This window comes from Streptomyces sp. NBC_01426 (assembly GCF_036231985.1).
In the GTDB taxonomy this organism is placed as follows: Bacteria; Actinomycetota; Actinomycetes; order Streptomycetales; family Streptomycetaceae; genus Streptomyces.
Window position 1 is genome coordinate 1,380,487 of record NZ_CP109500.1, and the last position, 22,332, is coordinate 1,402,818.

The 22,332-nt window shown below is 75.9% G+C and carries 4 protein-coding genes; all 4 read left to right on the plus strand.

Features of this window, described 5'->3' with window-relative positions:
- Positions 1–40: 40 nt before the first annotated feature.
- A complete protein-coding gene (locus OG906_RS06160) occupies positions 41–4,612 on the plus strand; it encodes a type I polyketide synthase (RefSeq protein WP_329440762.1) in 4,572 nt (1,523 codons plus the stop codon).
- Entirely contained in the window at positions 4,609–13,422 is an 8,814-nt protein-coding gene (locus OG906_RS06165) for a non-ribosomal peptide synthetase (protein WP_329440763.1), read from the plus strand. The genes OG906_RS06160 and OG906_RS06165 overlap by 4 nt, the downstream gene beginning before the upstream one ends.
- 66 nt (positions 13,423–13,488) lie before the next feature.
- On the plus strand, positions 13,489–19,170 hold the full coding sequence (locus tag OG906_RS06170) for an SDR family NAD(P)-dependent oxidoreductase (RefSeq protein WP_329440765.1): 5,682 nt from the start codon (positions 13,489–13,491) through the stop codon (positions 19,168–19,170).
- Positions 19,167–22,316, plus strand: coding sequence for a non-ribosomal peptide synthetase (locus OG906_RS06175; protein WP_329440768.1), 3,150 nt, complete (start codon positions 19,167–19,169; stop codon positions 22,314–22,316). Before OG906_RS06170 ends, OG906_RS06175 begins: the two co-directional genes overlap by 4 nt.
- Positions 22,317–22,332: the final 16 nt, after the last annotated feature.

Sequence of the window (22,332 nt, forward strand, 5' to 3'; positions counted from 1 at the left end):
CACCGGCGCGGCGCCGCACCCACCCCTGACGGAGAACACCTTGAACGCACAGCAGCTTCTGCCGGAACCCGATGACCGGGCCGACGTCGAAGGCCGGATCGCCGTCGTCGGCATGGCGGGCCGGTTCCCGAAAGCCGATTCCGTCGACGCGCTCTGGGAGCTGCTGGCGGCGGGCACCGAGGCGGTCAGCCGGTTCTCCGCCGAGGAACTGCGCGCCGACGGGGTCGCCGAGTCCGAGTACGCCCATCCGCGTTACGTGCCGGCGAAGGGCGTCCTCGACGACGTCGCCGGCTTCGACTCGACGCTGTTCGGGTACGGCGCCCTGGAGGCCTCGGTCATCGACCCCCAGCAGCGCGTCTTCCTGGAGACCGCCTGGGCCGCCCTGGAGGACGCCGGGTGCGACCCCGACCGGGCGGCCGGGCCGATCGGGGTGTACGCGGGTTCGCTGCTGAGCACGTACCTCATCCACAACCTGCTGCCCCGCACCGATCTGCGGGAGAAGCTGGGCGTGCCGTTGCTGTTCCAGGGCAACCAGCCCGACCAGTTGGCCGCCCGGGCCGCGTACAAGCTCAATCTGCGCGGTCCGGCGGTGAGCGTGCAGACCGCGTGCTCCACCTCGCTGGTCGCGGTGCACCTCGCCGTGCAGAGCCTGCTCTCCCAGGAGTGCGACACGGCGCTCGCCGGCGGCGTGACGGTCACCGTGCCGCACCGCTCCGGCTACCTGCCGGTCGAGGGCGGCATCGAGTCGGCCGACGGCCACTGCAGGCCGTACGGGGCGAACGCGGCCGGCACGGTCTTCGGCAACGGCGCGGGCGTCGTCGTCCTCAAGCGGCTCGCCGACGCGCTGGCGGACGGGGACCGCGTGCACGCGGTGATCCTCGGTTCGGCCGTCAACAACGACGGTGCCGACAAGGCCGGTTACACGGCGCCGAGCGTGAGCGGGCAGAGCGCCGTGATCCGCGAGGCGCTGTCCGTCGCGGACGTGGCCCCGCGCAGCATCGGGTACGTCGAGGGCCACGGCACGGCCACGCCCATCGGGGACCCCATCGAGGTCGAGGCCCTGACGGCCGCCTACCGGGCGGCCGACGACCGGCCGGACGCCGCGCCCGGGGCCTGGTGCGGGCTCGGTTCGGTGAAGTCGAACCTGGGCCACCTGGACACCGCGGCCGGGATCACCGGCTTCATCAAGGCCGTACAGGCACTGCGCCACGGCCGCATCCCGGCCAGCCTGCACGTCGACGCCGCAGAGCCCGGCGCCGGGCTGTCGGGCAGTCCGTTCTTCGTGCCCACCGACCTCACCGACTGGCCCGTCACCGACGGGCCGCGGCGGGCCGCCGTCAGCGCCTTCGGGATCGGCGGCACCAACGCCCACGTCATCCTGGAGCAGGCACCCGCGACCGCCGGCGCCCCGGTGGGTGACGCCCCGGCCGGGGCGCGGGCCGACGTACCGGTCGCGCTGCCGCTGTCGGCACGCACCTCCACCGCGCTCGACCGTGTCGCCGACCGGCTCGCGGACCACCTCGCCGCGCACCCCGAACTCGCCCTCGCCGACGTGGCGCGCACCCTGCGCGACGGCCGGCGCCGGCTCTCGCACCGCAGGGTCGTCCTCGCCCGTGACACCGCCGGGGCCGTCGCGGCCCTGCGCGGCGGGGACCGCCGCGACCGCGTGGGCGCCCGCACCGGGCGCAGCGACGCGCCCGTGGCCTTCCTGCTGCCGGGACAGGCCGCCCTCGTGCCGGGCACCGCCGACGGCCTCCGCCGCGCGCACCCGGTGTTCCGCGAGGCGCTCGACGCGTGCGCGCGGATCCTGCGCCCGCACCTCGGAGCGGACCTGACGGAGCTGCTGCGGGACGGTGACGCGGATCAACTGCGCCGCACCTCGATCGTGCAGCCCGCCGTGGTCGCCCTCGGGTACGCCCTGTCCCGGCTGTGGGCGCACTGGGGGGTGCGCCCGACCGCGCTGCTCGGCCACAGCCTCGGCGAGTTCACCGCCGCGCTGCTCTCGGGGGTCGTCGCGCTGCCGGACGCGCTCGCGCTGGCCGCGACCCGGGGCCGGTTGATGGAGGAGATGCCGCCGGGCGCCATGCTCGCGCTGCCCCTGGGAGAGGCGGACGCGGCGGGGATCGCCGCCGCGCACGGACTGGAGCTCGCCGCCGTCAACGGTCCGACCGCCACCGTCCTGTCCGGGACGCCGGACGCCGTCGAGCGGGCCGCCGCCGCGCTCGCCGAGCGGGACGTGCGCGCGCTGCGCCTGCCCGTCGACCGGGCGTTCCACGGCGCCCCGTGCGGGCCGGCCGCCGCCCGGTTCGCCGAGGAACTGGCCGCCGTGCCGCTGCACGCCCCGGGCATCCCCTTCCTCTCCGGGGTCACCGGCGACTGGATCACTGCGGAGCAGGCCTGCGACCCGGCGTACTGGGCCCGGCAGATGCTCTCCCCCGTGCGGTTCCACGACGGGCTGGGCCGGCTGCTCGCCCTGGACGAGGACCTGGTGCTGGTGGAGAACGGCCCCGGCAGCGTGCTCACCGACCTGGTCCGCTCCGCGGGCGCGGGCCCCGCCGAGGACGCCGTCGCGGCCCGGACCGGTGCCCCTCGTCTCGCGCCGGCGCCGCTGCCCTCGCGGGGGCGCCGCTCGGCCGACGACGAACCGGCGAGCGCCGTCCTCTCCCTCGCCGGGCTGTGGGCCCACGGCGCCCCCGTCGTCTGGGAACCCGCCGGCGTCGACGCGCACCTCGCGGGCCTGCCCGGCTACCCGTTCGAGCGGCTGCCGCACTGGATCGAGCCCGGCCCGGCCGCGAGCGCCGCGTCCCCGACCATCACTGCGGCCCCGGCCGAGGCGTCGGAGGCCGACGCGGTGCACGCCCGCATCGTGTGGCGTCCACTGGGCCCCGGGGCCGAGGTGCCGGCCGACCCGTTCGCGCGCCGCCAGACCTGGCTGGTCCTGTGCGACGCCGAGGGCGCCACGCAGCCGGTGATCGACCTGATCACGGCGCGGGGACAGATCGTCACCGTCGTGCGGCCCGGCCCCGAGTACCGTCGGGTGCGCCGCGGCGTGTACGAGATCGACCCGGGCGACCCGAGCCAGTACGCGAAGCTGCTGGCCGACCTGCGCGGACTGGTCCGCACCCCCACCGCGATCGTCCACGGCTGGGGCCTCGCGCCCGCCGCCGACGACGACGGGACGCAGGGGTACTTCGGCCTGGTCCGGCTGGCCCGCGCCATGACCGAGGCGAGCGTCGTCAACGACGTGCGCCTCGGAGTCCTCACGGCCGGCGCGTTCCGCGTCCTCGACGGCGAACGCCCCGACCCCGCGGCGGCCCTGCTCAGCGGCCCGGTGCAGGTGCTGCCCGAGGAGTACGCCAACCTCCGCTGCGCCCAGGTGGACCTCGCCCCGGGCGCCCGGCTCGACGCCGAGTCGGCCCTCGACGTGCTCCGTGCCGTCGTCGCCGCCCCGGCCCGACTGCTCGCGCGGCGCGGCACCGAGCTGCTCACCCGCGCCGTCGAGCCCACCCGGCCCCCCGCCCCGGCGTCGTCCGTCGGGTCCGCGCCCGGCGCGGTCTGGGTCGTCACCGGCGGCTTCGGCGGCATCGGTCGTACGCTCGCCGGCCATCTGGCCCGTACCGCCGGAGCCCGGATCGCCCTGCTGGGCCGGCGCCCGGTGGCCGACGGGGACGGGGGCCCCGCCGCGGAGTTCCTCGGGGACCTGCGGGCCCGGGGCACCGAGGTGCTCTGCCTGCGGGCGGACGTCGCCGACGCGCACTCCCTCGCCGAGGCGCTGGAGCGCGTGCGCGAGACCTTCGGCGGCATCGACGGCGTCCTGCACGCGGCCGGTGTCCCCGGCGGCGGTTCCGTGGAACTGCGCGACGACGACGAGGCGCGTGCGGTGTTCGCCGCCAAGACCGCGGGCATCCGCAACCTGCTGGCCGCGCTGCGGCCGGGCGAGGCGGGCACGCTGCTGCTCTGCTCCTCGCTGGCCACCCTCGTGCCCACCTACGGGCAGGCCGACTACGCGGCGGCCAACGCCTACCTCGCGGCGGCCGGCGAAGCCGAGGACGCGCGCGGCGAACGGCGCGTCATCACCGTGAACTGGGACATGTGGGCCTCGGTCGGCATGGCGAGCGACGCCGAGGTCCCGGCCGACCTGCGCGCGCTCCAGGAGCGGATGCTCGCGGGCGCCCTCACCCCCGCCCAGGGGACGCGGGCGTTCGCCGCGCTGCTCGAAGGCCCCGGCGGCCAAAGCGTGGTGGCCCGCGCCGGCGCGGAGGTCGCCGACGACGGGACGCTGCGGCTGACCGCCGAGCCCGCCGCCGCCCGCCCCTCGAACACCCTGCTGCCGCGCCCGGAGCTGGCCACCGCCTACACCGCGCCGGGCACGCCGACCGAGGAGCGTCTCGCCGAGATCTACGGCGAGATGCTCGGCATCGACCGGGTGGGCATCCACGACGACTTCCTGGACCTCGGCGGTCATTCGCTGCTCGCCGCGCAGGTCGTGGCGCGGCTGCGCGCCGAGTTCGGGGTGGACGTGCCCGCCCGGGCCTTCTTCGAGGGCGGCCGTGTGGCCGATCTCGCCGTGGACATCGAAGACCGTATTCTCGCCGACCTGGAGAACCAGTGACCGACTCAGCAGGCCGCCCCCCGGCAGACGCCGGACGCGCAGAGCGCCTGGCCCGGCTCACTCCGGAACAGCGCGCCCGGTTCGAGGCACGTACCCGCGGGAACACCGCCGGGCAGAGCGTGCCGGTCGCCGCACCGGTGACGCCGCGGCGGGCCGCGGACGTGCCCGCGCCCCTCTCCTTCGGCCAGGAACGACTGTGGTTCCTCGATCAACTCACTCCGGGGCTCGGGGTGTTCAACGAGTACGTGGCCCTGCGGCTGACCGGTCCGCTGGACCGGGCGGCGCTGGACGCGGCGCTGAACGGCCTGGTGGTCCGACACGAGGCGCTGCGCACCGTCGTCGACCCCTCGGGCGAGCAGCCGATGCAGCGGGTCCTGGACCCGGCGCCGATCTCGGGTCCGGGTTCGGAGCCGGTGCTCACGGTGGTGGACCTCGATCCCGGTGTGGCCGGCGGGATCGACGCCGCCGAGCGGGAGGCGGCCGAGCGGGAGGCCCGCCGGCCCTTCGACCTGGAGGGCGAGCGGCTCTTCCGGGCCCTGCTGATCCGCTCCGCCCCGGACCGCGCCCTGCTGGTCGTGGTCAACCACCACATCGTGGGCGACGCCTGGTCGCGCGCCGTCCTGGTGGAGGAGTTGTGCGCGGGCTACCGCGCGTTCCGTGACGGCCGGCCGGCCGGCGCCGGCGGCTCGCAGGGCGGGCCCGAGCCGCTGCCCGTCCAGTACGGCGACTGGGCCGCGAGGCAGCGCGTCGAGCTCACCGACGAGGCGTTGGCGCGGCCGCTCGACTACTGGCGCGAGCGGCTCGCCGACGCCCCGCCGCTGCTCTCCCTGGCCACCGACCGTCTTCGCCCCGCCACCCCCTCGCACCGCGGCGGTCGGGTGCACCTCACCCTGGACCGGGAGCTGACGGAGGGCATCGAGGAGGCCGCCCGACAGGCCCGGGCGACGCCGTTCATGGTGACGCTGGCCGCCTGGCAGGCGGTGCTGATGCGGCACTCCGGGCAGCAGGACGTGGTCGTCGGCGTGCCCACGGCCGGTCGGGACCGTCCGGAACTGGGCGGCATGGTCGGCATGTTCATCAACACGCTGGTGATGCGCACCGACCTGACCGGGGACCCCACGTTCGGTGAGCTCGTCGGTCGGGCGCGGGAGACCGCGCTGGGCGCCCTCGCACACGCCGAGGTGCCCTTCGAGCGTCTGGTCCGCGATCTCAGCCCGGACCGCGACCTGAGCCACGCGCCGCTCTACCAGGTGCAGTTCGGTTACCGGAACGTGCCCGCGCCCACGATCTCGCTGCCCGACGTGGCCGTCGAACTCATCGACCTGGACAACGGGCTGTGCCGCACCGACCTCAGCCTCGAACTCGCCCGCTCGGGAGATGTCACCACCGGCGTCTGCGAGTTCAGCGCCGACCTGTTCGACGCGGACACCGTGCGGTCCTACGCCGAGACCCTGGAACGCGTCCTGCGGCGCGGTACGGCCGACCCGTCGCTGCCGCTCTCCGAGCTGCTGGCGCTCACCGCCGCCGAGGAGGCGCTGTCGGCGCTCGCCGGCGACGGCGGACCGCTGCCCGCGGACGCCGAGGACGTGCTCGTGTCCCTCGCCCGCGCCGTGCGCGAACGGCCTGACGCGCCCGCCCTGTTGTCGGGGTCGGACCCCGACGGGCCGGCGCTCGCCTACGGCGCGCTCGACGCGCGGATCGAGGAGATCCGGGCCCGGCTGCTGACCGCGGGCGTCCGTCCCGGGGACCGGGTCGGCGTCTGTCTGCGGCGCGGCGCCGATCTCGTCGCCGCGCTGTTCGCCGTGCTCCGGACGGGAGCCGCGTACCTGCCGCTCGACCCCGGGTATCCGGCGGAGCGGATCCGGTTCGTCCTGGAGGACGCCTCCCCCTCGGCCGTGCTGGTGCACGCCGGGACCCGGGACGTCGTGCCGTCCGGGGCGCCGCTGCTCGACCTCGACGCGGGCGACACGGACACCGGGGCGCCCGCGCCCGTCGCCGACGGCGCGTCGCACGACCCCGAGGCTCCCGCGTACGTCATCCACACGTCGGGCTCCACCGGCAGGCCCAAGGGCGTGGTGGTGCTCCGGCGCAACCTCACGGCGTTCCTCGCGGCGATGGACCGGATCGTCACGGGCCGGGACGACGCGCGGGGCGCGGCCGGGGCGGACACCGAGCCGATCACCTGGCTCGCCGTCACCAGCGTCTCCTTCGACATCTCCGTGCTGGAGCTGCTGTGGACGATCAGCCGCGGCCACCGGGTGGTCGTGAGCCCCGACGCGGGGACCTCCGCGGTCGTCGCACGCCGGGCCGCCGGGCCGGAGCCGACCGCGGTCGCGCCCGCCGTCGTACCGGAGTTCAGCCTCTTCTACTTCTCCAGCGACTCCGAGGCGCACGCCCCGGGGCCGGCCCAGTACCGGCTCCTCATGGAGGGCGCCCGGTTCGCCGACACCCACGGCTTCAGCTCCGTGTGGCTGCCGGAGCGGCACTTCCACGCGTTCGGCGGGTCCTATCCCGCGCCGTCGGTGCTGGCCGCCGCCCTGGCGCAGACCACCGAACGGATCGGGATCCGGGCCGGCAGCGTGGTGCTGCCGCTGCACCATCCCGTCCGGGTCGCGGAGGAGTGGTCGGTCGTCGACAACCTCTCCGCGGGCCGGGTCGGGCTGTCCTTCGCCTCCGGCTGGCACGTGGACGACTTCGTCCTCGCCAAGGACGCCTACGACGACCGGCAGAAGCTCATGGTCGAGGGCATCGACGAGGTGCGGCGGCTGTGGCGCGGCGACCGGGTCGCCTTCGAGGGGCCCTCGGGGCGGAGCGTGGACGTGGCGGTCATGCCGCGTCCGGTCCAGCCCGAACTGCCCTTCTGGCTCACCTCGTCCGGCAACCCCGAGACCTGCCGCAAGGCCGGCGAGATCGGTGCGCGGCTGCTCACGCACCTGCTCGGCCAGAGCGTCGAGGAGCTGGCCGAGCGGATCGCGATCTACCGCGAGGCCTGGCGGAGCGCCGGTCACGCGGGTGAGCCGCACGTGACGCTGATGCTGCACACCTTCGTCGGCGACGACGCCGAGGACGTGCGGGCACACGCCCGACAGCCGTTCCGCGACTACCTGCGGTCCTCCGTCGGGCTGATCGAGAAGATGGCGGCCACCCTCGGCATCGACGTCCGCGCCGACGACTTCAGCGCCGACGACCAGGAGGCCCTGCTCGACCACGCGGCGGCCCGCTACCTCACGGACGGCTCCTTCATCGGAACCGTCGAGGACCGGCTGCCCCTCCTGGGGCGGCTCGCGGGCGCGGGCGTCGACGAGGTCGCCTGCCTCGTCGACTTCGGTGTCGACCCCGACGCGGCGCTCCGCGCGCTCACCGGCCTGGCCGCGCTGCGCGAGAGGGCGCTGCACCGCCGCGACGCGGCACCCGCGACGGAGTCGGAGGGCGGGCGCCTCGCGGACGTCGAGGAGGTCCCGCTCACCTCGCTGATCCGCGCCCACGGTGTGACCCATCTCCAGTGCACCCCGTCGTTGGCGCGCGTCCTGCTGGACGAGCCGGACGCCGGGGCGCTCGGCGGGCTGCGCCGGCTCCTCCTCGGCGGGGAGCCCCTGGACGCGGACCTCGCGCGCCGGTTGCACGAGCACCTCACCGGCACGCTGCTGAACATGTACGGGCCGACCGAGACCACCGTGTGGTCCACCAGCGACACCGTGGACCCGGCGTCGGGCGCCGTCACCATCGGCCGCCCCGTCGCCGGGACGACCGTACGGGTCCTGGACGAACACGGCCGCCGCACGCCCGTCGGCGTGCCCGGCGAGCTGTACATCGGCGGCGCGGGCGTGACCGCGGGCTACCTCGGGCGCCCGGAACTCACGGCCGAACGCTTCGTGGCGGACCCCGCCGCGGCGTCCCGCCCCGACGGCGCCGGATCGGCCGACGCCCGCCTGTACCGCACGGGTGACGTCGTCCGGGTGCGGCCCGACGGCCGGTTGGAGTACCTGGCCCGCAACGACGACCAGCTCAAGATCCGCGGTTTCCGGATCGAGGCCGGCGAGGTCGAGGCGGCGCTGACCGCCGTACCCGGCGTCCGCCAGAGCGTGGTGACCGCGCACGGGCTCGGCACCGCCCGGGCGTCCCTGATCGGGTACGTGGTGCCCGACTCCCCGGACTCCCCTCCGGCGGCCGCCGACCTGCGTGCCGCGCTGGCCGCCCGGCTGCCCGCCTTCCTCGTTCCCTCGCGGTTCGTCGTGCTGGACGCGCTGCCGTTGACGAGCAACGGCAAGGTGGACCGGGGCGCGCTGCCGGCGCCCGACACGGACCGCGCCGTCGACGGCGCGTACGTCGCGCCCTCCACCCCGACCGAGGAGCGGATCGCGGCCATCTGGCAGCAGGCCCTCGGGATCGAACGGGTCGGCGTCCACGACGACTTCTTCGAGCTGGGCGGCCACTCGCTGCTCGCCACCCAGGTCGTCGCCGGGATCAGGCGCGCGTTCTCGACCCGGCTCCCGCTGCGCACCCTGTTCGAGGCGCCGACCGTCTCGGCCCTGGCCCGCGGCATGGACGCGCGGGCGGACGGCGCCGCCGACCCCGCCGACGGCGCGGAGCGGTCGGAGCGGCCGGCGGCGCTGCTGCCGGACCCGGCGACCCGCCACGAACCGTTCCCCCTCACCGAGGTGCAGCGCGCCTATTGGATCGGCCGCAGCGGCGCCGTCGGCGGAGACGTGTCCTGCCACCTGTTCGTCGAGCTCGATGTCGACGACGTGGACCTGGACCGCCTCGAAGGCGCCTGGCGGTCCCTCGTCCGGCGCCACGACGCCCTGCGCCTGGTCGTCGACACGGACGGCACCCAGCGCATCCTCCCCGAGGTGCCCGACTACCGCATCGAGCGCGCCGACCTGCGCGCGCTGCCGGCCGCCGAGCGCGAGGCGCGTTTGACGGCGATCCGCGACACGATGTCCCACCACGTGCTGCCCGCCGAGACCTGGCCGCTGTTCCAGATCCGGGCGAGCCACACCGACGGGGGCGCGGCCCGGCTGCACTTCAGCATCGACACGCTCATCGCGGACGGTGGCAGCGTCCAGATCCTGCTGCGCGAGCTGCTCGCCGTCTACCGGGGCGAACTCGTCCCGCACGCGATGGAGTTGTCCTTCCGCGACTACGTCATGGCCGAGCAGGCCCGACGCACGGGGCCCGGGCACGAGCGTGACCTCGCCTACTGGCGCGAGCGGCTGGACACCCTGCCGCCGGCGCCGTCGCTGCCGCTCGTCAAGCAGCTCGGGGAACTGGCCGAGACCCGGTTCCGGCGGCGCGAGGCGCACCTCCCGGCCGAGCTGTGGTCCCGGCTCAAGGCACGGGCCGCCGCCGCCCGGATCACTCCGTCGGCGCTCGCCCTGGCCGCGTACGCCACCGTGCTCGGCACCTGGTCGTCCAGCGACCGCTTCACCCTCAACCTGACCCTCTTCAACCGGGTCGGCGACCATCCCGAACTGGGCACGCTGGTCGGCGACTTCACCGCGCTCAGCCTGCTGGAGGTGGACCGCGCGACCAGCGGCACCTTCGAGGAGCGGGCGCGCGCCCTCCAGGAGCGGCTCTGGGAGGACCTGGACCACCAGCTCGTCAGCGGCGTGCGCGTGGCCGGCGAACTGGCCCGCCGGCGCGGGGTGGCCGCGGCGGCCATGCCCGTCGTGTTCACCAGCGAACTCGGCGCGGCCGACGCCGGAGGCACCCCGCCGGCCGGGCTCGGAGCCCGGGTCGCACACACCATCACCCAGACCCCGCAGGTCTGGCTCGACCACCAGATCAGCGAGGACGAGGGCCGGCTTCGGCTCACCTGGGACGCGGTGGAGGCGCTGTTCGCACCGGGGACGCTGGACGACATGTTCGGCGCGTACACCGGGCTGCTGACCGCGCTCGCGACGGACACCGACGCCTGGGACGACCCGCACCGCGAGGTGCTCCCCGACGACCAGGCCGCCCGGTACCGGGAGCTCAACGCCACCGACGGGCCGCTCCCGGACGGCCTGCTGCACGAGCCGTTCCTCGACCGCGCCCACCGCTCGCCCGGCCGTACCGCGGTGATCGCGGCGAACGGGACCCTCACCTACGGCGCGTTGGAGGAGGCCTCCCGGGCCGTCGCCCACGCCCTTCGCGCGGCCGGGGTCCGCCCCGGCGACCTGGTCGGGGTGGTCGCGGACCGGGGCTGGGAACAGATCGCCTCGGCCATCGGCGTGCTCCGGATCGGGGCGGCCTACCTCCCGCTGGACGACGGTCTGCCGGCGGCCCGCATCGCCGGTTCGCTGCGGCACGCGGGGGCCTCGGCCCTGCTCGTGCCCCCGGCCGCGTCCGTCCACGAACGCGTCCCGGACGGCGTCGCCGTCGTCCGCTTCGACGAGGCGCTCGCGTCCGCCGGCCGCGACGCGGTGCTCGAACCGGTGGCGACGGATCCCCGCGACCTCGCGTACGTGATCTACACCTCGGGCTCGACCGGGGACCCCAAGGGCGTGATGACCGATCACCGGGGAGCCCTGAACACCGTCGTCGACATCAACGAGCGCTTCGGGGTGACCTCCGAGGACCGGGTGTTCGGGCTGTCCTCGCTCGGCTTCGACCTGTCCGTGTACGACCTCTTCGGCACGTTCGCCGCGGGCGCCACCCTGGTGCTGGCGGGACCCGACGAGGACCGCGACCCGGTGCGCTGGAACCGGCTCGTCGGCGAGCACGGCGTCACCGTCTGGAACTCCGTGCCCGCGCTGATGGAGATGCTGCTCGCCCACACGGTGGGCAACGGCGCGGCCACCGCCGAGAGCCTGCGCCTGGTCATGCTCAGCGGGGACTGGATCCCGGTGGGCATGCCCGACCAGGTCCGCGAGGTCGCCCCGAAGGCGCGGGTCGTCAGTCTCGGCGGCGCCACCGAGGCGTCCATCTGGTCGGTGCTGCATCCGATCGACCGCGTCGACCCGGACCGGTCGAGCATCCCGTACGGGCGGCCGATGCGGAACCAGACGATGTACGTCCTGGACGAGGCGTTCCGGCTGCGTCCCACCGGACTGCCCGGCGCCCTGTTCATCGGCGGCGCGGGGCTGGCCGCGGGCTACCGCAACGCGCCGGAGCTGACCGCGCGGGCGTTCCCCACGCACCCCGTGACCGGGGAGCGGCTCTACCGCACGGGCGACCTGGCCCGTCTGTTGCCCGACGGTGACCTGGAGTTCCTCGGCCGGCAGGACTCGCAGGTGAAGGTGCGCGGCATGCGCATCGAACTGGGCGAGATCGAGGCGGCCCTGGTGCGCACCGACGGGGTGCGCGAGGCCGCGGCGCTGGTCGAGGGGCACGGCACGGCCGCCCGTCTCGCGGCCTACGTGGTCCGTGACGCGGCGCGCACGGTCGCCGATCCGGCGGCGCGGCCGTCGGACACGGGGACGGAGCCCGGCGCGTCGGGGGTCTTCGGAGCCGAGCAGGCCAGGCTGCTGGAACGGCGGTTGAGCCAGCCCGGCCGCCGCGCCGACCTCGCGGGCCGTGAGATCCTCCCGTTCGTCCTGCCTGCCGACACCCTCGCGCTGCGGGCGTCGGCGGCCGGTCGGGGCGCGGCCGGCTCCTTCGGCGCCGGCCCCGTGCCCGCGGCCGACGTGTACGCGCTGCTGACGGCGCTCGCCCGACAGGACGACGACGGTGTGCCCCGGTACGCCTTCGGCTCGGCGGGCGGCCTGTACCCCGTGCAGACCTACCTCGCGGTGGCGCCGGGCAGGGTCACCGGGATCCCGGCGGGCGTGTACTACCTCGACCCCGCGGGCCCGGCCCTGGTCTCGCTGGAGACCGGTCCGGACGCCGGTCGGGCGCTGGACCCGGCACTGTTCTCCGAGGCCAACCGGGCGCTCGTGGCGGGCGCCGGATTCGGGATCTTCCTCGTCGCCCGCGACCGCGCGGTGACACCCGTGTACGGCGAGCTGTCCGACAGGTTCTGCCTGTTGGAGGCTGGTGCGATGGCACAACTGCTGCGTCAGCGGGCCGCCGACTGTCGTCTCGGGCTCTGTCCGATCGGTGACGTGCACGCGGAGCCGCTGAGCGCGCTGTTGCGGTTGGAGGAGGACCAGAGCGTGCTGCACACCCTGGTGGGCGGCCTGCCCTCGGGCGCCCCGGCCTCGGCCTCCGAGCCGGCGGACGACGCGCACGACTGGGCACTGGCGCTGCGCGCCGAACTGGCCGCGCGGCTGCCGGGGTACATGGTGCCGCAGCGGGTCCGGGTGGTCGAGGCGCTGCCGCTGTCGGCGAACGGGAAGGTGGACCGCAAGGCACTGGCCGCGCGGTCGGCCGCACCGGTGGCGACCCCGCCGGAGGTGGCCGCACCGGTCACGGCCGCACCGGTCCCGGCCGCGGTGGCCCCGGCCCCCGTGGAGCGGGCCGTGCTGGTGGCGCGTTCGACGGGCAGCACCATCGACCGGCTCGTCGCGCTGTGGCGGGAGGTCCTGGAGGGGCAGGAGTTGGGCCTCGACACGAACTTCTTCGAGTCGGGTGCCACGTCCATCCACCTCGTCCGCGTCCAGCGCCGGGTCACCGAGGAGTTCGGCCGGGAGGTGTCGGTGGTCGAGATGTTCGACCGGCCGACGATCCGCCACCTCGCCGATCTGCTCGACCGACCGGAGGCCGACCCCGCGCCGGTGCGTCCCGTGACGCGTCCGGCCGATCCGGAGGCCGTCGCCGAACCGCCCACCGTCACCGACCGCACCACCGGCACCACCGCCGACGAGTCGGTCACCGACCGCAGGCAGCACCACGAGAGGCGCCGCGCCGCCCGCCGGCGAGGCGGCTCCGGCACCTCGCCGGCCAACTGAGACCGACCGGCACCTCGCCGGTCGGTCCGACCCGCGGCCGAGAACGCCCGAAGGAGAAGACACCGCATGACCATTCAGGACACCAGGGAACCGGGATCCGCCGACACGGCGGACCTGCCGGACGCGATCGCCGTCATCGGCCTCGCCTGCCGGTTCCCCGGCGCGCGCGACGCCGACGCCTTCTGGGCGAACCTCGTGGACGGCCGGGAGAGCGTCGCGTTCCGCACGCCCGGGGAACTCGCGGCCCTCGGGGTCCCGGCCGAGCGGCTGGCCGACCCCAGGTTCGTTCCGGCGGGCGGTGTCCTGGACGGCATCGACGAGTTCGACGCCGAGTACTTCGGGATCCCGCCCCGCGAGGCGGCGCTCATGGACCCGCAGCACCGGTTGTTCCTCCAGTGCGCGGTGACCGCGCTGGAGGACGCCGGCGGGCGGGCGGAGGGCTTCGACGGATCGATCGGCGTGTACGCGTCGGCGGGCTTCAACTCCTACCTCACGCACCACCTGTTGCCCCATGCCGGGGAACTGGGCGACCGCGCGGACGTCCAGTGGCTCGCCTCCGGGGACAAGGACTACCTGGCCACCCAGACCTCGTACCGGCTCGGCCTCACCGGACCGAGCATGAGCGTGCAGAGCGCCTGCTCCTCCGCGCTGGTCGCCGTGCACCTGGCGGGCGAGGCGCTGCTCAGCGGCGAGTGCGACGTGGCCCTGGCCGGCGCGGTGTCGGCGGGGGTCGCGCAGGGGCACGGCTACCTGCACTCCGAGGGCGGCATCCTGTCGGCCGACGGACATTGCAGGCCCTTCGACGAGGCCGCCACCGGCACCGTGTTCGGCAGCGGCGTGGGCGTGGTCGTCCTCAAGCGGCTCGCCGACGCGGTGGCCGACGGCGACACGGTGCGGGCGGTGCTGCTGGGCTCCGCCGTGAACAACGACGGTTCCCGCAAGGTCGGGTTCACCGCGCCCGGCATGGACGGCCAGGTCCGGGTGATCTCGGCCGCGCAGGCCGTCGCCGGGGTCACACCCGACGAGGTCTCCTACGTGGAGGCGCACGGCACCGCCACCGCGCTCGGCGACCGCATCGAACTGGCGGCCCTGGCCAAGGTCTTCGGAGCCGACCCGGACGCGGAGCGGGTGCTCGGCGCGGTCAAGTCGAACGTGGGACATCTGGACACCTGCGCCGGCATGGCCGGGTTGATCAAGACGGTGCTCTGTCTGCACCACCGCACGCTCGTCCCCACCGTCCACTTCGAGCGGCCGACCGACGGCCTGGCCGAGACGGGATTCCGCGTCCTGACGGCGGCCGAGGACTGGTCCCGTCCGGACGGGACACGGATCGCGGGCGTCAGCTCCTTCGGGATCGGCGGCACCAACGCGCACGTGATCCTCCAGGACCCGCCGCCGCTGCCGCGCCCCGCCCGGCCCGCGCCGCGGGCCACCGGGTGGGAGGTGCTCCCGCTGTCCGCGCGCACGCCCGAGGCCCTGGAGCGCGCCGCCGCCCGGCTGGACGTCGCGCTCGCCGCGCCCGACGCGCCGGACCTCTTCGACGCCGCGCACACCCTCCAGACCGGGCGCACCGCCCACGCCTGGCGCGCCGCGGTCCCGGTGCCGCGCCGCGGCTCCGCCACGCCGATCACCGCGCTCCGGCCCGTCCGGGCCGCCGACCGCGAGCCGGACGTCGTCCTGCTGTACCCCGGCCAGGGCGCCGGGGCGCCCGGCCTGGCCGCCGAGCCGTACGAGGCGGAACCCGCCTTCCGCGAGGCCCTGGACCACGCGCTGGAGGCCCTGGAGCCCTGGACCGGGGCGACGCCCCGGGCGCTGCTGCTGGACCCCGCGCACCCGGACCTGTTCGACCGCACCGAGGTGGCGCAGCCGGCGCTCTTCGCCGTCGAGTACGCGCTGACCGCCTGGTGGACGGCCGTGGGGATCCGCCCCGTCGCGCTGGTCGGGCACAGCGTCGGGGAGTTCGCCGCGGCGTGCGCCGCCGGGGTGTTCACGCTCCGGGACGCGGCCCGGCTGGTCGCCGAACGGGGGCGGCTGATGGCGGGCATGGCCCCGGGCGCGATGCTCGCGGTACCGCTCCCCGAACGGGAGACGCGAGCCCACCTGGACCTGCTCGGCCGGGAACTCGGCCCCGGCTGGGGGCCGTTGCCGGAGCTCGCCGCCGTCAACGCGCCGGACCGCTGTGTGGTGGCCGGCGACCCGGGGACGGTGGACCGCTTCGCCGCGCTGCTGGCCGACCGGGGGGTGACGGGCCGCCCGCTCGGCGTCCGGCACGCCTTCCACAGCCGGCACGCCGACCCGCTGGTGGAGGAGTTCACGAAGCTGGTGGCCTCGGTGCCCGCCCAGGCGCCCGCCGTCACCGTGGTGTCGACCCTGACGGGGCGCGCCCTGACGCCGGAGGAGGCTCGGTCGCCCGAGTACTGGGCGCGGCAGATGCGGCGGACCGTACGGTTCGCGGACGCGCTCGCCGCCCTGCCGGAGGGGGCCGTGCTCGTCGAGGCGGGCCCGGGGCAGGCCCTGTCGGGGTTCGCCCGGCGGAGCCCGGGAGCCGAGCGGCTCGTGCTGCCCTCCCTGTACGCCCCGGACACCGGCGCGCCGCAGGGCCGCCCGCCGGCCCGGTTGACCGCCGTGGCCGGGCTGTGGGAGCGGGGGGTGGCCGTCGACTGGTCCGCCCTCGGGGAGCGGGCGGGGCGTCGGCACGTGCCGCTGCCCGGTTACCCGTTCGAGCCGGCCCGCCACTGGTTCACGCCGACGGGCGCCCCTCGCGGCGACGGGTCCCTTCCCGGGGCGTCGGAGCCCGCCGGTACCGCTTCCGTCGGGGCCGCAGGCAGCGGCGACACCTCCGCGTCCGCGGGATCCGTGGACGCGTGGCTGCGCGTGCCGTCCTGGTCGCAGGCGGCGCCGCCCGTCGCCGACCCGCACGGCGCTCCCGGTACGGTCCTGCTCCTCGCGGACGAGGCCGGGTTGGCCGAACGGATCGCCGCCCGGCTCGTCCGGGAGGGCGCCGAGGTCCACACCGTACGGGCCCTCCCCCGCACCCCCGCCGACCCCGTGCGCGCCGACGGCGACGCGACCGGGCAGCCGCCCGCGCGGGTGCTCGACCCCGAGGACCCCGGAGCCTTCGCGACGCTGGTCGGCGAACTGGCCGACCTCGGCCACGTGATCGACACGGTCGTCTCCTGCTGGGCGGTCGACGCCCCCGACGCGGAGCGCGCCGACCCCGAGGAGGTGGCGCGGGGCGCCCTGCTCTCCCTCACGGTGCCCGCCGAGCTGGCGCAGGCCCTGAGCGGCGCCTTCCCCGGCCGGCCGGTACGGATGCTGCTGGTCAGCGACGGGGCCCACGGCGTGCAGGGCCGTCGCCCCCGCACCCCGCAGGCCGCCGCGGCCATGGGAGCGGTACGCGCGCTGCCCGGCGAACTGCCCGGGTTCACCCTGGGCGCCCTCGATCTCGACTGCGCGCCCCACGACGCCCCGGCGCTGGAACGCGCCGCCGACGCGGCCCTCGTCGAGCTGCGCGCGGCGGAGCCGGCGGCGCCACTGATCGCCGTCCGGGGGCGGGCTCGCCTCGTGCCCGGCTGGGACCGGCCCGCGCTGCTCGCCGACGACGAGACGACGGCCTCGCCCACCGCGGCCCTTCCGGGCGGCGGTTGGCTGATCACGGGCGGTCTCGGCGGCATCGGCCTGGCCGTGGCCGGGCGCCTCGCCCGGGACGGCGGCCGCACGCTGCTGCTGATGGGCAGGCGTCCGGTGCCGGACGGTCCGGGCTGGACCACGATCCGCCCCTCGGGCGCCGCGCCGGCCCCCGACTGCCCGCCGGAGCAGGCCCGGGCCCTGGCCGAACTGACCGGGCACGGGGCGGCCGTCTGCCTCGTCCAGTGCGACGTCACCGACGCCGGGGAACTGGAGTCCACCCTCGGGCGGATCCGCGCCGCGCACGGCGCCATCGCCGGGATCGTGCACGCGGCGGGCCTGCCCGGGGGCGGCACGATGGCCCTGCGGAGCCGGCGGGACGTGGCCGGGGTCCTGGCCCCCAAGGTGCGCGGGACGCTCCTGCTGCACCGGTTGACGGCCGACGACCGCCCGGCCGTCGTGCTGTGTTCCTCGGTCCTGTCCGTCACCGACGCCGCCGGGCAGGCCGACTACAGCGGCGCGAACGCCTTCCTGGACAGCTACGCGCACACCGACGACTCCCTCGTGTCCATCGGCTGGGACCGCTGGTCGGAGACCGGCATGGCGCTGCGCCACGCCCTCGGGAACACCCCGGACGAGCCGGGCGACCCGCTGGATCACCCGCTGTTCGAGGCCCGTCACACCGGCGGGGACGGTTGGACCGCGCTGAGGCTGCGCACCGGCCCGGACACCGACTGGCTGTCCGCGGAACACCGGCTGTCGGACGAGCCCGTGCTGCCGGGCACGGCGCTCCTCGACCTCGCCGTCGCTGCGCACGCCCTGGTGGCGGGTCCGGGGCCGGTCGAACTGGACGCCGTGTTCACCCGCCCGCTGTGGCTGCCCCGGGACCGACCGACGGTGGTGACCGTACGGCTGCGCCCCGCCGCGGGAGGCGGGCACGACTGGGAGGTGTGCTCGTCCGCGTCCGCCCGACCGCACGGCCAGGGCCGGATCGCCGCGTACGACGGCCCCGCCCCCGAGCGGAGGGTCCCCGACGTGACGGCTCCCGAAGCGACGGCCGTCGCCGGGGGGCCCGCGACCGGTGCGCTCCGGCGCCCGGACGCCCCGACCGGGGAGGACGCCCCGACCGGCGCCGTCGGACTGACCACCGGCCCCCGGTGGGACTGCCTCGACGGGATCCGCCGGGGCGACGCGGAGGCGGTGCTGACGCTGCGCCTGCCCGAGGCGTTCCACGACGACCTCGCGGCGCATCCGCTGCACCCGGCGTTGCTGGACGTGGCGACGGGCGCCGCGGCCGGCGTGTCGGGGCGTCATCTGCCGGTCGCCTACCGGCGCATGACCGTGCACCGGGAGCTCGGCGCGGCGCTGCGCGCCCACGTGGTGATGCGGTCCGGCGACCCCGCGGCCGACGACACCCTGGTCGCGGACGTGTTCCTCACCGCACCGGACGGGTCCCCGCTGGTGACGGTCGAGGGGTTCGTGCTGCGCGCGGCCACCGCGCCCGGCGGGGCGGACCGCCCGGGTGCACCCGGCCGGCCGGCGGACACCGACGGGATTCCCACCGGGCGGGGTCTGCTCGCCCTCGAACGGATCCTCGCCAACCGTCACCTGCCGCACGTGCTGGTGAGCCCGCGCGTCGGCCGGACGCAGCCGCCGCCCGGCACACCCTCCGCACCGGCGGCCGCCCGCCGCACCGAGGCCCCGGACGACGCGGCGCGGCCCGTGGACCCGGACGACGTCGGGCAGCAGATCGCCGAGGTGTGGTCCCGGATGCTGGGCGTGCCCGGGATCGGCGCCGACGACAGCGTCTTCGAGCTGGGCGCGGACTCCCTGACCATCGTGCAGATCACCGCCGAACTCCAGCGCATCGGCCTGGCCGTGGCGCCGAGCGACCTGTTCGCCCACCCGACCGCGGGCGGCCTCGCCGCCCACCTCCGCGACGCGGCCGAGGCCGCGTCCGGGGAACGCGCGGTGTCCGGGACACCCGGGCCCGGACTACCGGCCCCCTCCGTCGACACACCGCCCCGCGCGGACACCGGCGCCTTCCCGGACGCCGATCTCAGCACCGAGGACCTGGCACAGGTCATGAACCTGTTCGGGTTCGGAGAGGACAAGAAATGAACAACATCGAGGACATCTACCCGCTCTCGCCCGCCCAGGAGGGCATGCTCTTCCACAGCACGACCTCTCCGGAGCACGGCCTCTACGTGGAACTCACCACCTTCCGCGTCAGCGGGAACCTGGACGTCCAGGGCCTCACGGCCGCCTGGCAGGCCGCCGCCGCCCGACATCCCGTCCTGCGCACCGCCTTCGTCCACGAGCGGATCAGCGCACCGCGCCAGGTGGTCCTGCCGAGCGCCGAGGTGCCCGTCGACTTCCGGGACCTGTCGCACCTCGACGGGGCGGCCCGCGACACGGAGATCGCGGGCGAGCTCGACCGCAGGCGCCGCGAGCCCTTCGACCTCACCCGACCCCCGCTGATGCGCCTCCTCGTCCTGCGCCTCCCCGACGAGCACCTCCTCGTGTGGACCTATCACCACCTGCTGCTCGACGGCTGGTCGGCCGCCCTGCTGATGGCCGAGGTCACCGCGACGCTCGGCGGCGCGGACCCGGGTCGCCCGGCGCCCCCGCCGTTCCGCGACCACATCGCCTGGCTGCGCGATCAGGACGCCGACCGGGACCGGGAGTTCTGGACCGGGCACCTCGCCGGGTACCGGGAGCCGGCCACCCTCACGCTCCCCGGGGCCCGTCCCGGGGCCCGCCCCTCGGGCGACTACCGCAGGGTGTCCACGACCCTGCCGGCCGCGACCACCGAACGGCTGCGGGCCCTCGCGGCGTCCCGCTCGACCACGCTCGGCAGTGTGGTGGAGGCCGCCTGGGCCGGAACCCTGGCCCGGTACAGCGGCAAGCAGGACGTGGTGTTCGGCGTCACCGTCTCCGGCCGCCCCGCCGGCCTGGAACGGGCCGCCGAGATGATCGGCATGTTCATCAACACCGTCGCGACGCGCGCCCGGATCGATCCGGAACTGCCCGCCGACGCCTGGCTTTCGCGGTACGCGCAGGCCCGGCACCCCATCCTGGAGCACCAGCACACCCCGCTGACCGACGTCCAGCGGTGGGCCGGCCTGCCGCCGGGCGTCGCGCTCTTCGACTCCGTGGTCGTGTTCGAGAACTACCCGGACGAGTCGCGGGCCGTGCTCTCCGGCGGCGCGGTCATCACCGACGTCCGCTACGAGACCCGCACGAACTACGCGGTGACCCTCGTCGTGCGGACCGGTCGGGAGACCCACCTTCAGGCGGTCGTGGACTCGGCCCGCTTCGGCGAGGGCGAGGCCGAGGCCCTGCTCACCCACGTCGCGGCCGTCCTCACCCGGTTCGCCGACCGGCCGCAGGCGCCCGTGAGCGAACTCCTCGCCGTCCCCGAGCCGGTCCGCGCGCTCCAGCTCGACCGCTGGAACGGCGCCGACATCGACCGGACCCCGCCGCGCGCGCTCCTGGCCGACCTGATCGGCGACGCCGTCCGCGACCGCCCCGACCACCCGGCCGTGGTCGCCGGATCGACCACGTACGACTACCGCGCACTGGACGCGCGGGCCACGGCGCTGGCCCTGCGGCTGGTCGACCTCGGGGTGCGCGCCGGCGACCGAGTGGCGGTCTGCCTCGGTCGCGGGGCCGACCTGGTCACCGCGCTGCTCGGCGTCGCGCGGGCGGGCGCCGCCTTCGTGCCGCTCGACCCCTCGCACCCGGCGGACCGGATCGCGTACGTACTGAAGGACGCGGCCCCCGCGCTGGTGCTCACCGACGGCACGCCGCTGCCGGGGCCGGAGTCCTGGAACGGCGCCGTGCTCGACCTCTCCCGGGAGACCCTCGCGCACGGCACAGGCGAGGACGGCACCCGACCCGACCCGGCGGCCCTGCCCGACGCGGACCCGGACGGGCTCGCCTACCTCATCTACACCTCGGGCTCCACCGGCAACCCCAAGGGCGTCGCGGTCGGCCACCGGGCGCTCGCGAACCTCGTGGACAGTCTGGCGTCGCGGCACCCCGGGCTCACCGCCGAGGACCGGTTCCTGGCCCTCACCACGCTGACCTTCGACACGTCGCTGGCCGAGCTGCTCGTACCGCTGGCCGTCGGCGCGACCGTCCACGTCGGCCACCGTTCGCTGGGGCTGAGCGGCACGGAGCTGGACCGGTACGTCGAGCGGCACGGCATCACGGCCCTCCAGGCGACGCCCTCCCGGTACCGGGCGCTGCTCGACTCCGGTTGGCAGGGCGTGGACCGGCCGCGGCTCTACAGTTGCGGCGAGGCGTTCCCGCCGGACCTGACGGCCCCGTTGACCGAGCGCGGGTCGAGCGTGTGGAACATGTACGGGCCCACCGAGACCACCGTCTACTCCAGCGTGGAGGAGATCCGCAAGGACACCGTGCGGGTGACCGTGGGGCGGCCCCTGTCCAACACCGTGCTGCGCGTCCTCGACCCGTTCGACGGGCTGCTGCCGATCGGCTGCGTGGGCGAGCTGTGCATCGGTGGCGACGGGGTCGCCGAGGGCTACTGGAACCTGCCCGAACTCACGGCGGAGCGCTTCGTCGGCGACCCGTTCACCGGGGGGCGGACCCGGATGTTCCGCACCGGCGACCACGCCCGGGTGCTGTCCGACGGGCGGGTGGAGGTCCTCGGCCGGATCGACCGCCAGCTGAAGCTGCGCGGGTACCGGATCGAGCCGAGCGAGATCGAGGCGGTGCTCCTGGACCTGACCGAGGTCGCGGGGGCCGCCGTGGCCGTGCGGGACGGTCGGCTGGTCGCGTGGACCGTGCCGGCGGACCGCTCGACCGTGCTCGAACCGGCTTGGTTGGCGGGTGAGTTGCGACGCCGGCTGCCGTCGTACATGATTCCGGAAACCTTCGTGGGGCTGGCCGAGCTGCCGATGACGCCGGCGGGCAAGACGGACCTCCTCGCGTTGCGGGCGCCGCTGCCCGCGCCGGAGGGGACGCCCGACGCCCCCGCGCCGGAGGTCGCCGGCACGACGGAGGCACAGGGGCGGGAGGAACTGGTCGCGAAGCTGTTCCGGGACGTGCTCTCCCTCCCCGAGGTCGGGCTCGACGACGACTTCTTCGAACTCGGCGGCGACTCGCTGCGGGCGATGCGGCTGGCCTCCAAGCTCCAGGCCGAACTCGGCGCCGAGTTGGACATCGAGCTGTTCTTCGACGCCTCCACGGTCCGTGAACTGACGGCCGCCCTCGCCGAGGCCCTCCCCGAATCCGGCTGACGACACGACCCGGGGC